This window comes from Mesorhizobium sp. WSM3873 (genome assembly GCF_001672445.1).
Lineage (GTDB): Bacteria > Pseudomonadota > Alphaproteobacteria > Rhizobiales > Rhizobiaceae > Mesorhizobium.
In genome coordinates, this window is sequence record NZ_LYTM01000011.1 from 66,645 (window position 1) to 83,566 (window position 16,922).

A 16,922-nucleotide genomic window follows, 5' to 3' on the forward strand; every position below is an offset into this window, starting at 1 on the left:
TCAGGTCTGTTCGACCTGAAATCGTCCGGCTCCAGATCAAGAGTAGAGCATGATGTCGTCCGAAAACCGCTTCACACTTTTCGGCATCATGCTCTAAGCCCCGGAACCGCCATCCAAGCAAAGGTATCGAATGCCGAAGGAAGAAGTCCTCGAATTTCCGGGCGTGGTCACGGAACTGCTGCCCAATGCGATGTTCCGGGTGAAGCTCGAAAACGAGCACGAAATCATCGCCCACACGGCCGGCCGCATGCGCAAGAACCGCATCCGCGTGCTGACCGGCGACAAGGTCCTGGTCGAAATGACGCCTTACGACCTGACCAAGGGCCGCATCACCTACCGCTTCAAGTAACAATTCGGCGCGAACCGCGATGAGCATTCTGCAGAAGCTCGTGCTTGCCTCGGGTTCGCCGCGTCGCATCGAGCTGTTGCAGCAGGCCGGCATCGAACCGGACCGCGTGCTGCCCGCCGATGTCGACGAGACGCCGCTGCGCGCCGAGCATCCGCGCTCGCTGGCGAAGCGCCTTTCCAAGGACAAGGCCGAGAAGGCGTTCGCCTCGCTGAAAAGCGAGGAAGACTATGCGCCGGCTTTCATCCTGGCCGCCGACACGGTGGTGGCGGTGGGACGGCGCATCCTGCCCAAGGCCGAGACGATCGACGACGCGGTGAACTGCCTCGGCCTGCTTTCCGGCCGCTCGCACCGGGTCTATTCCGGCATCTGCCTGATCACGCCGGGCGGCAAGCTCAGGCAGCGGCTGGTGGAGACCAGGGTGCGCTTCAAGCGACTGCCGCGCGAGGAGATCGACGCCTATGTCGCGTCGGGCGAATGGCGCGGCAAGGCCGGCGGCTATGCCGTGCAAGGCCTCGCCGGCTCCTTCGTCGTCAAGCTGGTCGGCTCCTACACCAATGTGGTCGGCCTGCCGCTCTACGAAAGTATCGCACTGCTGTCCGGCGAGGGCTTCAAGCCGCACAAGAACTGGCACGTCGCGCGGCCATGACCCCGGACGAAAAGGTCACGCCGCTGAGGCCGAAGCGCCCCTGCCCCGAATGCGGCAAGCCTTCGGTGCGGGAGCACTATCCGTTCTGCTCGACACGCTGCAAGGACATCGACCTCAATCGCTGGCTGAAAGGCGCCTACGTCATTCCCGGCCGCGACGACGCAGAGGAAGAAGACGGAGGCCCCAAGCAAGGCCCTTCGTCCACAGACGAGCAGTGAAGGCCCGTAGCAATACGCCGTTTCCCGGCGATTTTTCTTTATCAACACCTAAGCGCTGGACAGGGCGAATTCCCGTGCTATAACCCACGCGCTTTCGAGGGGGGCGCCACCCGGCGCTTCCGTGAAACCCGGCGGACGATCCCGTTAGCCGGCGCAGGCCCAGATAGCTCAGTTGGTAGAGCAGCGGACTGAAAATCCGCGTGTCGGTGGTTCGAATCCGCCTCTGGGCACCATCACCCTCTTCTCCCCGCATTCGCTTTCGCCGAAGCTTCTACGCTGCAGCAAGCAGCTGGTGTTGGCGATCTTTTTGCTAGCGATGGCGCAATTTGTCGGGATTAGGAGCGCTGCGCTGGAGCTGTTACGGCTGCACGCTTGCCAGCCGGTTTAGCCGTGCCCAGGTTCTTCGAGCTTTTCCAGTCTCGCGGACAGCCGGTCAAGGTCAGTTGTGCCCTGGCCGAAAAGGCTCATGGCCCTCATGGCGACCAACTGGCGGTCTTCCTCGCTTTCAAGTCCATGCCTTGAACAATAGCGATGGACAGCTTTTGAGAGGATTTCAAGTTGGGTGGAATCCAAAACACCATGCAGGGACATGCGTGCCTCCTGGCCAGGGGCGAAAGCACGATACCGCTTTCAAGCGTCCGCTTGCCTCACTACTCGGTACGAACGACAAAGGGGTGATACGCCTCTCCGGCAAGTCGCGCGCTAACAAATGAGGCCGTGATGAAAATCGCGCCTGAGCGGTTACGTCTTCTTGAGAAGGCGCGCCTGCCCAAGACGCGAAGCTGCGTCGATGCTGATCAAGTCAATGAGCTCGCGTGCTTGGCTGCGGGGATGCCGGTCCCGCGTGGCTGAAATCGCACCCGAAATTCCTTTTCGGTCTGCGACATTCCAGCAATCAAAGAGTTCTCAAGATGAAAATCGGGTTCGCGAGCCCCGGCGGCCCGGCTCGCTTGTCATGTGACAGCCATCATGGAGCCAAGAATATCAATCGGCACTTCGCGAACGTTTTCTCCGCTCCAGGCTTTTCGCCTTTCGGCGAGCGATTCTGAGTTCGCCAAGCGTCGGCTGCCACCACCCTCTCGATCGTTCCGCTGACCCGGCAGGACGCCGCGCCGGCCATGTCTTGATCAGTTCAGCCAAGGTCGGCGGCCGCCACCTCGCCCAAACGGCGCCGAAGCCGGTCTCCATCGACTGTGGGTAGAACGGCGCCGGCTCAGAGGGGTGAGCGAGCTCGCCTGAAATCCCGGTGAAGACAACAATGTCATACTGCACCGTCGCCACGGCGCGACCGAGCGGAGGCAGGTCTTCGGCTGGAACCGGATAGCGCCGGCGCCTGCGTTCGGCATGGCGCAGCCTGGCGGCCTTGTGCTCATCGGAGTGTTTACCAGCCTCCCGTCGGCGTTTCCTCTCCTCCGGCTCGGCGCGCTGGGCGGCTCTTTCGATGCTTGGCCAACGGCGCCGCAGCTCCTCATAAGCGCGAAAAGGCACCCGCCAGACCCGCAGTTCGTCGTCCCAACTCGCCCATGGAACCGCTCGCAGTTCCTCCAGCACGGTCTTCGAATAAGGCGTGCGAATGCGCAGGTCGTCCGCGACTTCCAGATAGTGGCTCGACAGTGGATCGAAGGCGAAGGCATCCCGCCCCTTACTGTCGTCATGGGCTGCGCGAGCCGCTGTCTCCTGTGCCAGCCAGCGCTCGATCCGCCGCGCCGCCGTTTTTCCGGGCACGAACCAGCTCCTGCGCTCGTCGCTCCACCTCGCGCGCGGAAACGCAAGCTGGAACCGCTCAACTGCCGCTCGATCGTACGCGAAGCGCGCTTCGGCACCAGGAGGCTTCTGCGGTTCGGAAGGGGCTTCGGATTTTTCCATCGGATTGCGCTCGCTGGCTCTGCTCGCAAGGAACGCCGCGCAAGTTCCTTGGGTTCAAGCCACACAGCGGAGACAAGCCGAACTGCTCGAGGAGCCGCGCGCTGAAACCTTCCCGGCATTCGACGGTTAATCCGGATCAGGAGAGGTCAGCCCATGGCGAGACGACGTGATGCAGATGAAACAGCGGCGAGCCGGCCCAGAAGGCCACGTTCGCGCCCGCTGAAAGGCGAAGAAACGGAAGTGAACCATATTGTGGAAACGCAAAACATCTCGCCGGCCCAGGCGCGGGAGCTGGTGCGGCGCCACGGAAACGATTGGCGCAAGATCGATGAGGCCGCCAAATCCTACAAGAAAGACAGCTAGTATTCCAAACCGAGTATCGGGGTGACTGCCCGGAGAGATCATCGGCCAAGATAACCGGATGACCAGGATCGCTACTTTCAACGTAAATGGCGTCAATGGGCGATTGCCGGTCCTCCTGAAATGGCTTGGCGAAACCGGCTATGACATCGTCTGCCTGCAGGAGCTCAAGACATCCGATGAGAAGTTCCCTGCCGAGGCGATCCGGCAGGCTGGTTACTGCGCCGTCTGGCATGGGCAGAAATCTTACAACGGCGTAGCGATTCTGGCCCGTGGGAAACAGCCGCAGGAGCGCAGGCGCGGACTGCCAGGCGACCCGGACGATACGCACAGCCGCTACATCGAGGCCGAGGTGGATGGGCTGGTGATCGGCTGCATCTATCTGCCGAACGGCAATCCCGCGCCTGGACCTAAATTCGATTACAAGCTGGCGTGGTTCCAGCGTTTGATCAGCTATTCCCAGACCTTGCTTAAAGAGGAAACGGTCCTGTGCGGCGATTACAACGTGGTGCCAACCCCGATTGATGCGGTGGTGCCGGCGCGCTGGTTGGGCGATGCAGTGTTTTTCCCGCAGAGTCGTGACGCTTACGCCGATTTGCTGAAGATGGGCTGGACGGATGCGGTTCGGCAGATCCATCCCGAGAAGGGGGTCTACACCTACTGGAACTTCTCCTACCGGGGCGGTTATGACCGGAGCTCCGGCCTGCGAATGGACCATCTCCTGATCAGTCCGGCACTTTCAAACCGGCTGCGAGGGGCGGGCGTCGATGCTGCGGTAAGAGCTTTGGAAAGGCCAAGCGATCATGCCCCGGCGTGGATCGAGCTGACCTGGCCTGGAAAGCTCGACTGAGGTTCCGATGGCCTGCCCAGGAGCGGCATCAGCCCGAGCGTATCACGCCGGGCTCATCGGTCTGTTCGTGTGCTTGTCCGACAGCTTGGGGCGCGGCCACAAGGTCCTGGAATCCGATCGTGGCGACCAGATACCCCGCTTCGTCGTAGATTCTCGTAACCCACGATGTCGGGTCGACGCCTTCGACAATCCCATCGAGCATCGCCTCCTTGGCCGCGCGTTTCGCCTCGGCCTTGGCGGCATCCAAATTTTCCATGTCGACCTGGATGGCCGGCTGCGCCGTACTTTCGATGAACTCAAAACGGAACTTCGGCATTGGTTTCTCCATTCGGCGCCGCCGGGAGCGGATCGGGCGGGCTCTCAATCTTGCCGTTGCTGGAAGTTTCGTCTCCGAGCACTGTTTCCGCGATGTATTGCTTGAGATCGCCGACTTCGTCGCCGATATCCTCAGCCAGTATTCCCAGGCCTTCGGCATCGGCGATGCATTGTTCGGCGAGCTTCTCGGCGGCGATTTCGGCCGGGATTGCAGCTGCGGCTTCCGCCTTGTGCTCGTCGATCCATTCCCCGACGAAATGTGCGGTCTTGTTCACGATGATATCCGGTTCCTGAGCGGAAACCGTGTCAGCGTCAGTTGACTTCGTGTCCATGTCTAAACCCGCCCTCTAGGATCCTTCTTCAACGCCGATTGCCTGCGAAGGATGCAGGCGTTGGTCGAAAGTTGTTATAGCTTCAGGCTTGCACTTCAGACTCCTGGCTCAAGGCTGGAACCTGCGTCAGGATCAACAGTTCTTGAGCATGGCAAATCACCCGATAACGAGTTTCCTCACCTCAATCGGCACTTTATCGTCCCGTCCCGCCGCATTCCTGGTGCTGCTGGCCCACGCAGCACTGTGTGTCGTTTTCGATCGGCAAAGTCTGAATTGGTATGGGGCGGCCACCCTGGCGCCTCCAGCGGGCGCGTGAAAGGTGAGATTTGGTCGGAACCGGCGGAGGCTGCTCAGCAGCCTCAAGTATTTGGCCGTCGCGCTTGTCGCCAGTCTGGTCACGCTGCTCGCGATCAACCTGATTCCGGAGACCCGTGTCATCCGCACCATCGTGCCGCACCGTTTCGATGCGGCAGATCCGCAATTCGCAAGGAGCATGAGCAGCTATTCGCAGGGGCAGATGTTCGAGGCGAACGCCGTGCAGACCCTCGTCAACGGCGACGAGATTTTTCCCGCCATGCTGCAAGCGATCCGTTCGGCCCGAAAGACCATCAACATGGAAACCTACATCTATTGGTCGGGCTCGGTCGGCTACGAGTTCGCCACGTCTTTGGCTGCGAAAGCCCGAGAGGGTGTCGAAGTGCGCGTACTCGTCGATTGGCTTGGCAGTCTTCCCTTCGATGAGAAGCTGATCCAAATCATGACGAGTGCTGGCGTTCGGTTCGAGCGCTATCGGCCGATCCACTGGTACACGCTCGACCGCGTCAACAACCGAACGCATCGCAAGCTGCTCATTGTGGACGGGCGGGTCGCCTTCACAGGCGGGGTCGGCATCGCGGACGACTGGCTGGGAGATGCGCGCAACCCCAATGAGTGGCGCGACACGCACTACCAGATCGAAGGGCCTGCTGTGCCCGGGTTCCAGGCGGCCTTCGCCGAGAACTGGCTGGAAACAGTGGGCGAGACGTTGCAGGGCGAGAACTTCTACCTGCCGCCCGAAGCCGCGGGTGCGCTCCGTGCCCAGCTGATCCTTTCTTCGCAGCCGAACGGCTCCGAAAACATGGAGCTGATGATGCTGGCCGCCATAGCCGCGGCCAAAGACCACCTGCGCATCGGCATGGCCTATTTCGTCCCGGACGACATCGCCCTGCAGCAGATATTGGACGCCAGAAAAAGGGGCGTCGCCGTCGACGTGATCGTTCCCAATTCCCTGACGGATGTTCCGATCGTCCGCAAAGCTTCGCGCTATTTCTGGGGCAAATTGCTCGAGGCCGGGGTGCGGATCTACGAGTTTCAGCCCACGATGTATCACCCCAAACTGCTGATCGTGGACGACGTCTGGGCGAGCTTCGGTTCCACCAACCTGGACCAGCGGTCTTTGCGTTTGAACGATGAGGCCACGCTCAACGTCTATGGCAAGGAATTCGCACGAACGCAGATCGACTTGTTCAACGAAGATCTGAAGCGCTCGAGGCAGATCAGCCTTGCCGAATGGAGATCGCGTCCCATGCGCGAAAAGTTCACCGATTGGCTGGCCAGCACGCTCCACGCGCAGCTCTAGTCAGCCCATGGAGCCGAACGCAAACACCAGCCGCTGCTTGTCTCTTCGGCCGCCCGTCACCCAGATCGGCGGAGTTGCCAACCCACCCCAGGTGAGCCAGGGTCGGCCGCCACGGGGCGGCTCTTGACGCCGAAAATCGCGCTTCCAATATTTCACCTCAGCGCCGCCGGCACATGCCCAATACCTTGCTGAGCATCTGTTTGGCCTGCCGGCGATTGGCGCATCAAGCGGAGGAAGGTCATGGGCCCAAATGTCTTCGGGGAGCCCGTTGGGGGTGCTTTGATTTCTCGGCAAAGCGACAACTGTGGTCACGACCACGGCGCGGCAGAACCAGGCGCAATGAGCACTGATGTGTTCGCTGAACCTGTCCTTGTTGATGACGTGCCATTCGGCGTGAGGAAAATCCGTTGCGCGATGGACGCCATCGAATTCCTGGAGGAGTGGCCGTTCGAGAAGCGGTGCCGCCTGCACGGTTTGGCCAGCGACGCTTGCTGCGCGGCATATGATGGCCGCGGGCCGGTCGCCGCGGCCAGGAAAGTGTTCGTCAGCTGGGCGATCCAGACCGGGATTTGCGCGAGCGCGCCTTGCCTCGAGCTCGACGCCGCCGAGGCAGCGGATCAAGTCACAGGCAGTGGCACGTCCTGATGAGGAAGAACACGCCGACCCCATAGGGAAGCAACAAAAGCAGCAGGGCCAGCCAGTAACCGGGCTGTGCGATCGGCGCGAAATCTGAACGAAGCTGCTCCATTGCCCGTCCAACGCAGGGCGGCACAGCTGGTTCCTCTACTGCACATGTCGCAAGACCAAGCAGCCGCGTACCTCCTGCTGTTGACGGCTGCAGCGATCGAGGAACGCTGGCCGCCTCCCAGGAGCGGTGATGGCACCGCCAGATCCTTGGTGCTGTTGGGCCGGACTTCGATATGGATGCACCTGCCACACGCAATTCTTGCAGTCCCTTTCTGGGCAGCAGGAACAAAGGGGCTCGTTGTCCGTTCGGTTTCGCGCAGCAAGAGCAGGATCAGCTTGCAGAACGGCGAGACCGGAGTTTCTGCCGCCAGATTTCTGTTTTCCCTTGTTGTCCGCGTTGAACAAGGTGTTCCGAAGCGCCATGCATTTCCGCCAGTGTCCGTCGGCCGCTCTTGGCCTCCTGCTCTTGGCCATCGCGGTGCTGCCGTACGATCCCGCTTGGGCGCAAGCGCCCTGCCCGACCGATCACGACAAACTGCTGTCGGCCTTGAAGGCCAATGTCAAGGCGAGTGGCGGGCCGGCAAATGGCGGCTTCGAGACCAATGAATGGGCCGCGATCGTTGCCCGTGACGGTACGGTCTGCGCCGTCGCCTTCAGCGGCCCTACCGTGGACGCGCAATGGCCCGGCAGCCGGCTGGTCGCGGCGGAGAAGGCCAACACGGCCAACGGGCTCAGCCTCGCGAATATGGCCCTGTCGACCGCCAATCTTTATGCCGGGGTGCAACCAGGCGGGCCGCTGTTCGGCCTGCAGGCCACCAACCCCGTCAATCAGGCGGCGGCTTACGCCGGCGACGCCAAGACATTCGGCAGCCCCAATGACCCGCTGATCGGCAAACCCATCGGAGGCGTGGTGGTGTTCGGCGGAGGCCTGGCCCTGTACGACGGCAAGGCGATCGTCGGCGGCCTCGGGGTCAGCGGCGATTCCTCCTGCGCCGACCACAACGTCGCCTGGCGCGTCCGCGCAGCGCTCGGCCTCGACAAGGTTCCGGCAGGCGTCAATCCCAATCGCAAGGACGCCATCATCTATGACCTCGACCCAGGCGGCAAAAGCGCATCCGGCTGGGGTCATCCGCTTTGCGCCGGGCGCGAGGCCGACATAGCGGCGGAACTGGGCGCCAGCGTCGGAGGCTCGGTCCCGAAATGAAGGCAGCGCGACAGCTGACGGCGAGGTGTGCGCAGTCCGGACGCGCTCGCCTCACCCGGGCTGCGCGGCAATATGCGGGATTAAGCATTGTTGGGGCGATGATGCTGGCCTGTCTCCCAGTTCTGATGGCCGCCTCGGAGTCGCCCTCGACGCCTGCGATCTCGCCGCCGGCCTCCGCCGCCCCGCCCGACGACGGCCAATGGACGATGCCAGCCAAGAACTACGCCTCGACCCGCTATAGCGAGCTCGCGGAAATCAATGCAGGCAACGTCAAGAACCTGCAGGTCGCCTTCACCTTCTCGACCGGCGTGAACAAGGGCCAGGAAGCGGCACCGCTGGTGGTCGGCAGCACGATGTATATCGTGACGCCCTTTCCCAACATCGTCTACGCGCTCGACCTCTCCAAACCTGGCGCACCGATCAAGTGGAAATACGAACCCAATCCCGAGCCCGCGGCACAAGGGGTGGCGTGCTGCGACGTCGTCAATCGCGGCGCCGCCTTCGCCGACGGGCGCATCTTCTTCAACACGCTGGACGGCCACACGATAGCGCTCGATGCGAACTCCGGCCAGCCGATCTGGAACACCCATATCGGCAACATCAATGTCGGCGAGACCCTCACCATGGCGCCGCTGGTGGTGAAGGGCAAAGTGCTCGTCGGCAATTCGGGCGGCGAGATGGGCGTACGCGGCTGGGTCAAGGCGCTCGACGCCGGCGATGGCCATGTCGTATGGACGGCTTTCAGCACGGGTCCCGACAAGGAGGTGCTGATCGGCCCGGATTTCAAGCCGCATTACGACATGGACAAGGGCAAGGACCTTGGTGTGACGACATGGCCGCCGGAGGCCTGGAAGATCGGGGGCGGCAATATGTGGGGCTGGATCTCCTATGATCCCGATCTCAATCTGATCTTCCACGGCACCGGCAATCCAGGCCCCTGGAACCCTGACCTGCGCCCCGGCGACAACAAATGGACATCGGGCATTTTTGCCCGCGATCCCGATACCGGAGCGGCTAAATGGTTCTATCAGTGGACGCCGCACGATCTGCACGACTATGACGGCATCAATGAGCAGATCCTGCTCGACATGAACTGGCAGGGCAAGCCGCGCAAGGTGCTGGTCCGGCCGGAGCGCAACGGCTATCTCTACGTCCTTGATCGCACCACCGGCGAGGTCCTGTCCGCAAAACCCTATGGCCCCGTCAACTCCAGCAAGGGTGTGGATCTCAACACGGGCAGGCTGATGGCAAACCCGGACAAGAAGACCGGGACCGGCAAGGTCGTCCGCGACATCTGCCCGACCGCCTCGGGGCTCAAGGACTGGCAGCCTTCCGCCTTCTCGCCGAAGACGGGCCTGCTCTACATCCCGCACAACAATCTGTGCATGGACGAACAAGGCGTCGAGGTGAACTACATCGCCGGCACACCCTATGTCGGAATGAACGTGCGCATGATCCCGGGCCCCGGCGGCAATCGGGGCGCCTTCACTGCCTGGGACATTGCCGCAGAGAAACCGGCCTGGAGCCTCAAGGAAAACTTCCCGGTATGGAGCGGCGCGGTCGTAACCGCCGGCGATATCGTCTTCTACGGAACCATGGAAGGCTGGTTCAAGGCCGTCAGCGCGAAGACCGGCGAACTGCTTTGGCAGTTCAAGACCTCCTCCGGCATCATCGGCCAGCCGGTTACTTATCGCGGCCCCGACGGACACCAATATGTCGCGATCCTGTCCGGCGTCGGCGGCTGGGCCGGCGCCATCGTCTCGGGCGATCTCGACCCGCGCGATGCCACTGCTGCGCTCGGTTTCGTCAACGCGATGAAGGACTTGAAAAACGTGACAACGGCGGGAGGCACGCTCTATGTGTTCCGACTGCCTTGATGCATTCAAACCGACGGCACTGGCGAAAAGATCCTCCCTGCGGGCCCTCGTGGCCGGTCTCGTCGCGTTGGTCTGGCTGGTTCTGGCCGGCGCGGCGGATGCGCGGGAACTGCGCGCCTGCGCCGATCCCAACAACATGCCGTTCTCCGACGCCAGCGGCGAAGGCTTCGAGAACAAGATCGCCGAGATCGTTGCGGCCGACCTTGGCGCCAAGCTTACCTACACCTGGTGGGCGCAGCGCCGTGGCTTCGTTCGCAACACGCTGAAAGCGGGGCTTTGCGATCTGGTGCTCGGAACGCCGGCAAATGTCGAAATGCTGCGCACCACCTCGCCCTATTACAGATCCTCCTACGTCTTTGTCGCACGACAGGATGGGCCGGACGTAACGTCCTTTGACGATCCACGGCTGCGCGACATGCGCATCGGCGTGCAGCTTATCGGCGATGACGGCGCCAATTCGCCGCCGGTCCAGGCGCTTGGCCGTCGCGGCATTGTCGGACATCTCGTCGGCTACCCGGTCTACGGCGACTATTCCGCTCCCAACCCCGCGGCGCGCATCGTCGAAGCTGTCGCGAGCGGCGAGGTCGACGTCGCCGTGGTCTGGGGCCCGCTCGCCGGTTACTTCGCTACGAAGCAAAAGGTGCCGCTCCGGATCACGCCGGTCACACCTCGCATCGATGGACCGCAACTGCCGCTGATGTACGACATCTCGATGGGCGTTCGGCGCGAGGACGATCGACTGCGCGGCGATGTGAATAGCGCGCTCGCCAGGCACAAGGCCGAGATCGACGCGGTTCTGACGCAATATGGCGTTCCGCTTCTCGACATCGCCGGGAGCCCGGTGCGATGAGGCTGGGTTTCGCGACGCTGCTGTCCGTGACGCTCGCCTTGGCGGCATGCCAGCGCGAGGAGCGGGACACGCGCCCGCAATCTTCGCTCGGCTCCGGCGGGCAGCCCACGCCCGTGACTACGCTGGAACCTGGCGGCCAAAGGCCCTCCCCCAGCAACAACAAGGCGGCGAGCTTCGAGGCGAACGCCTTTCATCTCAGCGAGGGCAAGCGCCTGTTCGGCTGGTTCAACTGTTCGGGATGCCACGCCAATGGCGGCGGCGGCATGGGCCCGGCGCTGATGGACCAGAAATGGATCTATGGCAGCTCGATGGAAAGCATTCACGCCACCATCCGCGACGGACGTCCGAACGGGATGCCGAGCTTCCGCAACAAGATCCCCGACGATCAGATCTGGGAACTGGCGGCCTTCGTGCGTTCGCTAAGCGGCAACGCGCCCTCTTCCGCTGCGCCACAGCGAAATGACGACATGATGCCCCATCCGTCGGAAAACCGCATGCCGGATGCCGCCACGCTGGGGAAGTCGCCGTGAAAGGCCTCGCCTCGATGGCGTTTGCCGCGGCAAGCGTCCTTTCTCTCCAGGGATGCGCGGGCTGGCAATCGGCCCTCGACCCGAAAGGCCCCGCGGCGAACGAGTTGGCATGGCTGATCTGGTTCTTCATAGGGCTTTGCTCGGTAGTGTGGGTGCTGGTGATGATCGCTCTCGCCGCACCGCTGTTGATGCGGCCACCCAGGCGCACCGAGCCGCTGATGCTCGACGCCAGCGCCGACCATCGCAAATTGCGCGTTGTGGTCATCGCTGTCGGGCTGACCGCAGCGACGCTGGTCGGGCTGACCCTGCTCAGCTTCTTGGCCAACAGGACGCTTGCGGCAATCGGCTCGAAAGCTGCGCTCACCATTCGGGTGACCGGGCACCAGTGGTGGTGGGAGGTGCGCTATGAGGATGCCACGCCGAGCCGCATCCTGACGACGGCGAACGAAATCCACATCCCCGCCGGCGAGCCGGTGCGGCTTCTTCTGACCTCGACCGATGTGATCCATTCCTTCTGGATCCCAAGTCTGGCCGGCAAGCTCGACCTCGTCCCCGGTCACATGAACGTGCTGGATATCAAGGCGGACAAGCCCGGAACCTATCGCGGCCAGTGCGCCGAGTTCTGCGGCGCGCAGCATGCGAACATGGGCACCTTTATCATCGCCGAGCCGCGGGCAAAGTTCGACGCCTGGTGGAACGACCAGCTGCAGCCGGCCGCAGCCCCGACGGGCGACGAGGCGAAGGCGGGCGCGGACTTGTTTCTCAAGCGTCCCTGCGTGATGTGCCACAAGATCGGCGGCACGCCCGCGGGCGGAACGGTCGCTCCGGATCTCACCCATATTGCCAGCCGGCAAACACTTGCCGCGGGAACCTTGACGATGAGCCGCGGCAATCTCGCCGCCTGGATAGCCGATCCGCAAGGCATCAAGCCCGGCTCCCACATGCCGGTGGTCGAGCTCAATGGTGACGAGCTCAACGCGATCGTCGCCTATCTCGAGGGCCTGAAATGAGCAGCGCGGATCTGACTAGCGAACGCGACCTGCCGCCGGAACGCGAGGCGACTGCCAAGGGCGACGTCGCCCCCGAACGTGATGGGCCGCGCGACACCGGCATGGACGATGCCAGCCTTCACCGCTGGCTCGCGCGCACATGGCGGACGCCGCCCGGCATCATCGGCGCGCTGTCCAGCGTCGATCACAAGGTCGTCGCAAGGCGCTATCTGATCACGGCATTCGGGTTTCTGTGCCTGGGCGGGCTGAACGCCGTCGCCATGCGCATCCAGCTTTCGGGGCCGCAACGGGGCCTGATCGGGCCGGACCTCTACAACCAGCTGTTCACGATGCATGGCGTAACCATGATGTTCCTGTTTGCCGTGCCCATCGTGCAGGCGACCGGCATCTATCTGGTGCCGCTGATGGTCGGCAGCCGCAACATCGCCTTTCCGCGCCTGAACGCGTTCAGTTACTGGATTTATGTCTCGGGGGGCCTCTTCGCCTGGGTGTCCTTCGCCCTTGCAATGGCGCCGGATGTCGGCTGGTTCGCCTATGTGCCGCTGTCAGGTCCCGAATTCAGTCCCGGCAAGCGCGCCGACGTGTGGGCGCAGATGATCACCTATACCGAGGTCTCATCGCTGGCGGTCGCCGTCGCGACCATCGTCACCGTACTCAAGCAGCGTGCGCCAGGCATGTCGCTGGACAAGATCCCGCTCTATGTCTGGGCGTTGCTGGTGACCTCATTCGTCGTCGTCTTCGCCATGCCGGCGGTGATGATCACCTCGACCTTCCTGATCCTCGACCGGCTGGTCGGAACGCATATTTTCAATCCAGCGGAGGGCGGCGATGCCCTGCTGTTCCAGCACCTGTTCTGGTTCTTCGGTCACCCCGAGGTCTACATCATCTTCCTGCCGGCGACAGGCATGGTCTCCGCGATCATCCCCGCTTTCGCTCGACGGCCGGCATTCGGCCATCTGGGGCTGGTCCTGTCGTTGATCGCGGTCGGCTTCCTGTCGTTCGGTCTCTGGGTCCACCACATGTTCGCGACGGGATTGCCGAAGCTCGGTGCAAGCTTCTTCACGGCATCCAGCATGTTGATCGCCATTCCCAACGGCGTGCAGATCTTTTGCTGGCTAGCGACCTTGTGGGACGGCAGACCGGTGATCCGCACGCCGTTGCTCTTCGTCTTCGGTTTCTTCTTCATCTTCGTCATCGGCGGTCTCACCGGTGTCATGCTGGCCTCGGTGCCGCTCGACCTGCAGGTGCACGACACCTATTTCGTCGTAGCGCATTTCCACTATGTGCTGATCGGCGGCTCGGTTTTCCCACTGCTGGGTGCCGCCTATTTCTGGTTCCCCAAGATCACCGGCCGCATGATGAGCGAGCGCCTCGGACGCTGGCATTTCTGGCTGGCCTTCATCGGCTTCAACGCGGCCTTCTTCCCGATGCACCTTGTCGGCCTGTGGGGCATGCCGCGCAGGGTCTATACCTATCCGGCCGAGCTTGGCTGGGGGAACATCAACCTGTTCATCACCGGCGGCGCGGTGCTCTTCTTCCTGAGCTTCGTGCTGTTCACCTTCAACCTCGTGCATGGCGCCTTGAAAGGCGCGCCGGCCGGCGACAATCCCTGGGATGCCGGCACGCTGGAATGGGCCACGTCTTCGCCGCCTCCAAGCTATAATTTCGCGCGCATTCCAATCGTCACGAATGTCGAGCCGCTCTGGGCCGAACGCGAGGCCCTTCCCGTCGCCACCGGCCTTCGCGTCGATGTGCGCGAGCTCCTCATCTCGACGGTGGCGGAAGCGCATCCCGATATCCGCGAGAAATCGGCGACGCCGTCGATCTGGCCCTTGTTCGCTGCGATCGCTGTCGGCGGCACCTTTCTGTATTCGATCTTCACGCCCTGGGCGATCGTCTGGGGCACCGCGCCGATCGCGATCACCCTGATCGGCTGGTTCTGGCCGAAAGATACGCCGGAGGACGAGGAATGAAGCAGCGTCCCGCCGCCGATCTGTCGGGCCTGCCAAGCTTCGGGGTTGGTCCGCGCAGCCCGACCTGGTGGGGTACGCTCGGTTTCATGGCGTTGGAAGGAATGGGCTTTGCGCTGGCGGCCGGCGCTTATCTGTATCTGGCGACCTTGTGGCCCAACTGGCGTCTGAGCGCCCCGGAGCCCAACCATTTGCCGGGAACGATCGTGACGCTGCTTCTTGTCGTCAGCCTGGTGCCGAACCACATCCTCAACCGCTACGCCAAGCAATGCGCGATCGGGCCGGTGCGGATCGGCATGGTGGTGATGTCGCTGCTCGGCAGCGCGCCGCTCATCGTGCGCTGGTTCGAGTTTCCGGCCCTGAACATCTATTGGGACACCAACGCTTATGGCTCGATGCTCTGGGTGCTGCTCGGGCTGCACACCATCCATCTGATCACCGATGTCGGCGACACGATCGTTCTGACAGTGCTGATGTTCACGCGCCACGCCTATAGCGGCCGGCGTTTCGGCGACGTCGGCGACAACGTCTTCTACTGGGATTTCGTGGTCTTGACCTGGATCCCGATCTATCTGCTCATCTACTGGGTCCCGAGGCTAGGCTGATGCGCGCGCTGCGTTTGGGAACGTCCTGGGGTGGTCTTGTGTCGGGGCCTCTGGCCTGGGCCATCTCTACGCAGCTGAATTACGCGCTGGTGCCCTGGCAATGTAATCGCCAGGTCCCGGTCGTGCTTCCCGTCGCACTGGTGCTCGCGGTGTTTTCGCTCCTCGGCGGCGCCCTATCGTGGCAGGCAAAGCGGCAAGGCGGCGCCGCCTTCAAACCGGAGCGTACACGCAGCACCGAGCGATTCATCGCTGGTCTCGGCATGCTTTCGGCTTTGCTGTTTGCCCTCGTCATCGTCATGCAGGGCAGCGCCGCGCTCATCCTCGACGAGTGCCTGCGATGAGCTTCGACGCGTTCTTCTCGACCTCGATCTGCTACGGCGCCGGCGCGCCCGAGGCCGGGTGGACGCTTGCGCTTCCCATCACGCTTCCGCTGGCCGCGCTTGCGCTCATCTATGCGACCGGCGCCAACCGGCTGTGGCGCCGCAGCAGCCGAGGCCGACCAGAGCGGATACGACAAACCTTGCTGTTCGTCGCAGGGTGGTGCGTGCTGACGGGAGCGCTGGTCAGCCCGATCCATGCGCTCGGCGAGCGGGTCTTTGCCGCTCACATGATCGAGCACGAGCTGCTTATGGCGCTGGCGGCTCCGCTGCTGGTTGCAGCCCGCCCCGGCGCGGCCCTGGTATGGGCATTACCGGTCGCGTTTCGGCAGAGAACGGGAAGGCTCACGCATGGCAAGATGCTGCAGGCGGTCTGGGCCTTCGCCAGCCGCCCTCTCAACGCAACAATCATCCACGCGATCGCCATCTGGATCTGGCACATCCCGTTCCTGTTCGAGGCAGCCCTGCAGCGGGGCGTGCTGCACTATACCCAGCATGCGAGCTTCCTCGGCACTGCCTTGCTGTTCTGGTGGGCGCTTCTGCCCCGTTCCGGTCGGCAGCAGGCCTATGGCAGCGCTGTCATGCATCTCTTCTTCACCTCGATGCACACCGGCCTGCTCGGCGTGCTGCTGCTGCTGTCGCCCAAACTCTGGTATCCGGAAAATGCCGGTGGCGCAGCGCTGTGGGGTTTAAGCCCGATCGAGGACCAGCAGCTTGCGGGTCTGGTGATGTGGGTTCCGGCTGGCCTGATCTATGGCGGAGCCGCTTTGCTGCTCGCCGGCCTCTGGATAAGCAAGAGCGGAACCAGGGAGGCGACGCATGCGCTCCGATCTGGCTAGACTGATCGCCGGCGCCCTCGCCGCCATGATCGTAGTTGCCGTAGCCGTCGCCGCCGTGGCCCTATGGGCCGACCGGCGTGATCGTGTCCGGCACGAGTCGGATGCGGCAACCGGCGGCGTGGGCGCGCGCGCCATTCCGATCATGACCGCGAACGGCTGCTCCGGCTGCCATACGATCCCTGGCGTGCCGGGCGCGCAAGGTCAGGTCGGCCCGCGCCTCGACGCCAGCCTCGCCGGCCGGGTCATTATCGGCGGCGTGCTGGCGAACAATCCGGAGAACCTGATCCGCTGGATACGCGGCGCCAGAGAGATTAATCCGCACACCGCCATGCCATCGACGAGGATCACCGAGCAGCAGGCGCGTGATATCGCGGCCTATCTCTATGCTTTGAAATGATTGAACCCCGCCGCGTCGGAAC

General features: G+C 63.0%; 21 protein-coding genes and 1 tRNA gene. 18 read left to right on the forward strand and 4 right to left on the reverse strand.

The annotated features are described in order from the left end of the window. Positions 1–130: 130 nt before the first annotated feature. The 4 genes from infA (at position 131) to A9K71_RS09565 (ending at position 1,446) form a co-directional block, all read left to right on the forward strand. Positions 131–349: a translation initiation factor IF-1 gene (infA, locus tag A9K71_RS09550; protein WP_006200926.1), complete on the forward strand. Its 219-nt coding sequence runs from the start codon at positions 131–133 to the stop codon at positions 347–349. A gap of 19 nt (positions 350–368) precedes the next feature. Then, on the forward strand, positions 369–995 hold the full coding sequence (locus A9K71_RS09555; RefSeq protein WP_066993800.1) for a Maf-like protein: 627 nt from the start codon (positions 369–371) through the stop codon (positions 993–995). Beyond that, positions 992–1,213: a DNA gyrase inhibitor YacG gene (gene yacG / locus A9K71_RS09560; RefSeq protein WP_066993803.1), complete on the forward strand. Its 222-nt coding sequence runs from the start codon at positions 992–994 to the stop codon at positions 1,211–1,213. The genes A9K71_RS09555 and yacG overlap by 4 nt, the downstream gene beginning before the upstream one ends. Before the next feature lie 157 nt (positions 1,214–1,370). Then, positions 1,371–1,446: transfer RNA gene (locus A9K71_RS09565), tRNA-Phe, on the forward strand. Positions 1,447–1,597: 151 nt separating this feature from the next. Here A9K71_RS09565 and A9K71_RS09570 read toward each other — a convergent pair. Both A9K71_RS09570 and A9K71_RS09575 read right to left on the reverse strand, forming a co-directional pair. Further along, a complete protein-coding gene (locus tag A9K71_RS09570) occupies positions 1,598–1,804 on the reverse strand; it encodes a hypothetical protein (protein ID WP_066993806.1) in 207 nt (68 codons plus the stop codon). Positions 1,805–2,197: 393 nt separating this feature from the next. Next, positions 2,198–3,079, reverse strand: a complete 882-nt coding sequence (locus A9K71_RS09575) for a hypothetical protein (protein WP_066993809.1) — start codon at positions 3,077–3,079, stop codon at positions 2,198–2,200. A 153-nt stretch (positions 3,080–3,232) separates the two neighbouring features. On the opposite strand from A9K71_RS09575, the gene A9K71_RS09580 reads away from it, so the two are divergent. Both A9K71_RS09580 and xth read left to right on the forward strand, forming a co-directional pair. Continuing rightward, positions 3,233–3,442 carry a hypothetical protein gene (locus tag A9K71_RS09580; protein ID WP_066993812.1) on the forward strand — a complete coding sequence of 70 codons (210 nt, stop codon included), beginning with the start codon at positions 3,233–3,235 and terminating at the stop codon, positions 3,440–3,442. Between the two features lie 58 nt (positions 3,443–3,500). Continuing rightward, positions 3,501–4,289: an exodeoxyribonuclease III gene (gene xth / locus A9K71_RS09585; protein WP_066993815.1), complete on the forward strand. Its 789-nt coding sequence runs from the start codon at positions 3,501–3,503 to the stop codon at positions 4,287–4,289. Between the two features lie 28 nt (positions 4,290–4,317). Here the strand turns inward: xth and A9K71_RS09590 are convergent, their stop codons facing one another. Both A9K71_RS09590 and A9K71_RS09595 read right to left on the reverse strand, forming a co-directional pair. Then, the gene (locus A9K71_RS09590; RefSeq protein WP_066993818.1) at positions 4,318–4,605 is read right to left on the reverse strand and encodes a hypothetical protein; all 288 of its coding nucleotides are present in this window, start codon (positions 4,603–4,605) and stop codon (positions 4,318–4,320) included. Beyond that, on the reverse strand, positions 4,586–4,879 hold the full coding sequence (locus tag A9K71_RS09595; protein ID WP_164748151.1) for a DUF768 domain-containing protein: 294 nt from the start codon (positions 4,877–4,879) through the stop codon (positions 4,586–4,588). The genes A9K71_RS09590 and A9K71_RS09595 overlap by 20 nt, the downstream gene beginning before the upstream one ends. 424 nt (positions 4,880–5,303) lie before the next feature. Here A9K71_RS09595 and A9K71_RS09600 point away from each other — a divergent pair, with 424 nt between their 5' ends. The 12 genes from A9K71_RS09600 to A9K71_RS09655 all read left to right on the forward strand — a co-directional run bounded on the left by A9K71_RS09600 (position 5,304) and on the right by A9K71_RS09655 (position 16,900). Next, on the forward strand, positions 5,304–6,554 hold the full coding sequence (locus tag A9K71_RS09600) for a phospholipase D-like domain-containing protein (protein WP_245299573.1): 1,251 nt from the start codon (positions 5,304–5,306) through the stop codon (positions 6,552–6,554). A 339-nt stretch (positions 6,555–6,893) separates the two neighbouring features. Beyond that, a complete protein-coding gene (locus A9K71_RS09605) occupies positions 6,894–7,199 on the forward strand; it encodes a DUF982 domain-containing protein (protein WP_170950352.1) in 306 nt (101 codons plus the stop codon). A 463-nt stretch (positions 7,200–7,662) separates the two neighbouring features. Further along, a complete protein-coding gene (locus A9K71_RS09610; RefSeq protein WP_066993986.1) occupies positions 7,663–8,445 on the forward strand; it encodes a heme-binding protein in 783 nt (260 codons plus the stop codon). A 101-nt stretch (positions 8,446–8,546) separates the two neighbouring features. Next, positions 8,547–10,322, forward strand: a complete 1,776-nt coding sequence (locus tag A9K71_RS09615; protein WP_066993983.1) for a methanol/ethanol family PQQ-dependent dehydrogenase — start codon at positions 8,547–8,549, stop codon at positions 10,320–10,322. Continuing rightward, positions 10,303–11,172 (forward strand): substrate-binding domain-containing protein, encoded by an 870-nt coding sequence (locus A9K71_RS09620; protein ID WP_066993826.1) that lies wholly within the window; start codon positions 10,303–10,305, stop codon positions 11,170–11,172. The genes A9K71_RS09615 and A9K71_RS09620 overlap by 20 nt, the downstream gene beginning before the upstream one ends. Further along, on the forward strand, positions 11,169–11,702 hold the full coding sequence (locus A9K71_RS09625; protein WP_066993828.1) for a c-type cytochrome: 534 nt from the start codon (positions 11,169–11,171) through the stop codon (positions 11,700–11,702). The genes A9K71_RS09620 and A9K71_RS09625 overlap by 4 nt, the downstream gene beginning before the upstream one ends. Beyond that, positions 11,699–12,712 (forward strand): cytochrome c oxidase subunit II, encoded by a 1,014-nt coding sequence (gene coxB, locus A9K71_RS09630; protein ID WP_245299574.1) that lies wholly within the window; start codon positions 11,699–11,701, stop codon positions 12,710–12,712. Before A9K71_RS09625 ends, coxB begins: the two co-directional genes overlap by 4 nt. Further along, positions 12,709–14,685, forward strand: a complete 1,977-nt coding sequence (gene ctaD / locus A9K71_RS09635) for a cytochrome c oxidase subunit I (protein ID WP_082980428.1) — start codon at positions 12,709–12,711, stop codon at positions 14,683–14,685. The genes coxB and ctaD overlap by 4 nt, the downstream gene beginning before the upstream one ends. Continuing rightward, a complete protein-coding gene (locus A9K71_RS09640) occupies positions 14,682–15,287 on the forward strand; it encodes a cytochrome c oxidase subunit 3 (protein ID WP_066993832.1) in 606 nt (201 codons plus the stop codon). Before ctaD ends, A9K71_RS09640 begins: the two co-directional genes overlap by 4 nt. Continuing rightward, a complete protein-coding gene (locus A9K71_RS09645) occupies positions 15,287–15,628 on the forward strand; it encodes a hypothetical protein (protein ID WP_066993834.1) in 342 nt (113 codons plus the stop codon). Before A9K71_RS09640 ends, A9K71_RS09645 begins: the two co-directional genes overlap by 1 nt. After that, positions 15,625–16,503 (forward strand): cytochrome c oxidase assembly protein, encoded by an 879-nt coding sequence (locus A9K71_RS09650; protein WP_066993837.1) that lies wholly within the window; start codon positions 15,625–15,627, stop codon positions 16,501–16,503. Before A9K71_RS09645 ends, A9K71_RS09650 begins: the two co-directional genes overlap by 4 nt. Further along, on the forward strand, positions 16,484–16,900 hold the full coding sequence (locus tag A9K71_RS09655; protein WP_066993840.1) for a c-type cytochrome: 417 nt from the start codon (positions 16,484–16,486) through the stop codon (positions 16,898–16,900). Before A9K71_RS09650 ends, A9K71_RS09655 begins: the two co-directional genes overlap by 20 nt. Positions 16,901–16,922: the final 22 nt, after the last annotated feature.

What these genes read in the sequence shown, in the direction of transcription:
- A9K71_RS09615 (WP_066993983.1), top strand. Translation starts at nt 8,547, where the DNA reads ATGCTGGCCTGTCTCCCAGTTCTGATGGCCGCCTCGGAGTCGCCCTCG.
- A9K71_RS09610 (WP_066993986.1), top strand. Translation starts at nt 7,663, where the DNA reads ATGCATTTCCGCCAGTGTCCGTCGGCCGCTCTTGGCCTCCTGCTCTTG.
- infA (WP_006200926.1), top strand. Translation starts at nt 131, where the DNA reads ATGCCGAAGGAAGAAGTCCTCGAATTTCCGGGCGTGGTCACGGAACTG.
- A9K71_RS09625 (WP_066993828.1), top strand. Translation starts at nt 11,169, where the DNA reads ATGAGGCTGGGTTTCGCGACGCTGCTGTCCGTGACGCTCGCCTTGGCG.
- A9K71_RS09555 (WP_066993800.1), top strand. Translation starts at nt 369, where the DNA reads ATGAGCATTCTGCAGAAGCTCGTGCTTGCCTCGGGTTCGCCGCGTCGC.
- yacG (WP_066993803.1), top strand. Translation starts at nt 992, where the DNA reads ATGACCCCGGACGAAAAGGTCACGCCGCTGAGGCCGAAGCGCCCCTGC.
- A9K71_RS09575 (WP_066993809.1), bottom strand. Translation starts at nt 3,079, where the DNA reads ATGGAAAAATCCGAAGCCCCTTCCGAACCGCAGAAGCCTCCTGGTGCC.
- A9K71_RS09620 (WP_066993826.1), top strand. Translation starts at nt 10,303, where the DNA reads ATGTGTTCCGACTGCCTTGATGCATTCAAACCGACGGCACTGGCGAAA.
- A9K71_RS09570 (WP_066993806.1), bottom strand. Translation starts at nt 1,804, where the DNA reads ATGTCCCTGCATGGTGTTTTGGATTCCACCCAACTTGAAATCCTCTCA.
- A9K71_RS09640 (WP_066993832.1), top strand. Translation starts at nt 14,682, where the DNA reads ATGAAGCAGCGTCCCGCCGCCGATCTGTCGGGCCTGCCAAGCTTCGGG.
- xth (WP_066993815.1), top strand. Translation starts at nt 3,501, where the DNA reads ATGACCAGGATCGCTACTTTCAACGTAAATGGCGTCAATGGGCGATTG.
- A9K71_RS09655 (WP_066993840.1), top strand. Translation starts at nt 16,484, where the DNA reads ATGCGCTCCGATCTGGCTAGACTGATCGCCGGCGCCCTCGCCGCCATG.
- A9K71_RS09605 (WP_170950352.1), top strand. Translation starts at nt 6,894, where the DNA reads ATGAGCACTGATGTGTTCGCTGAACCTGTCCTTGTTGATGACGTGCCA.
- A9K71_RS09650 (WP_066993837.1), top strand. Translation starts at nt 15,625, where the DNA reads ATGAGCTTCGACGCGTTCTTCTCGACCTCGATCTGCTACGGCGCCGGC.
- A9K71_RS09580 (WP_066993812.1), top strand. Translation starts at nt 3,233, where the DNA reads ATGGCGAGACGACGTGATGCAGATGAAACAGCGGCGAGCCGGCCCAGA.
- A9K71_RS09590 (WP_066993818.1), bottom strand. Translation starts at nt 4,605, where the DNA reads ATGCCGAAGTTCCGTTTTGAGTTCATCGAAAGTACGGCGCAGCCGGCC.
- ctaD (WP_082980428.1), top strand. Translation starts at nt 12,709, where the DNA reads ATGAGCAGCGCGGATCTGACTAGCGAACGCGACCTGCCGCCGGAACGC.
- A9K71_RS09645 (WP_066993834.1), top strand. Translation starts at nt 15,287, where the DNA reads ATGCGCGCGCTGCGTTTGGGAACGTCCTGGGGTGGTCTTGTGTCGGGG.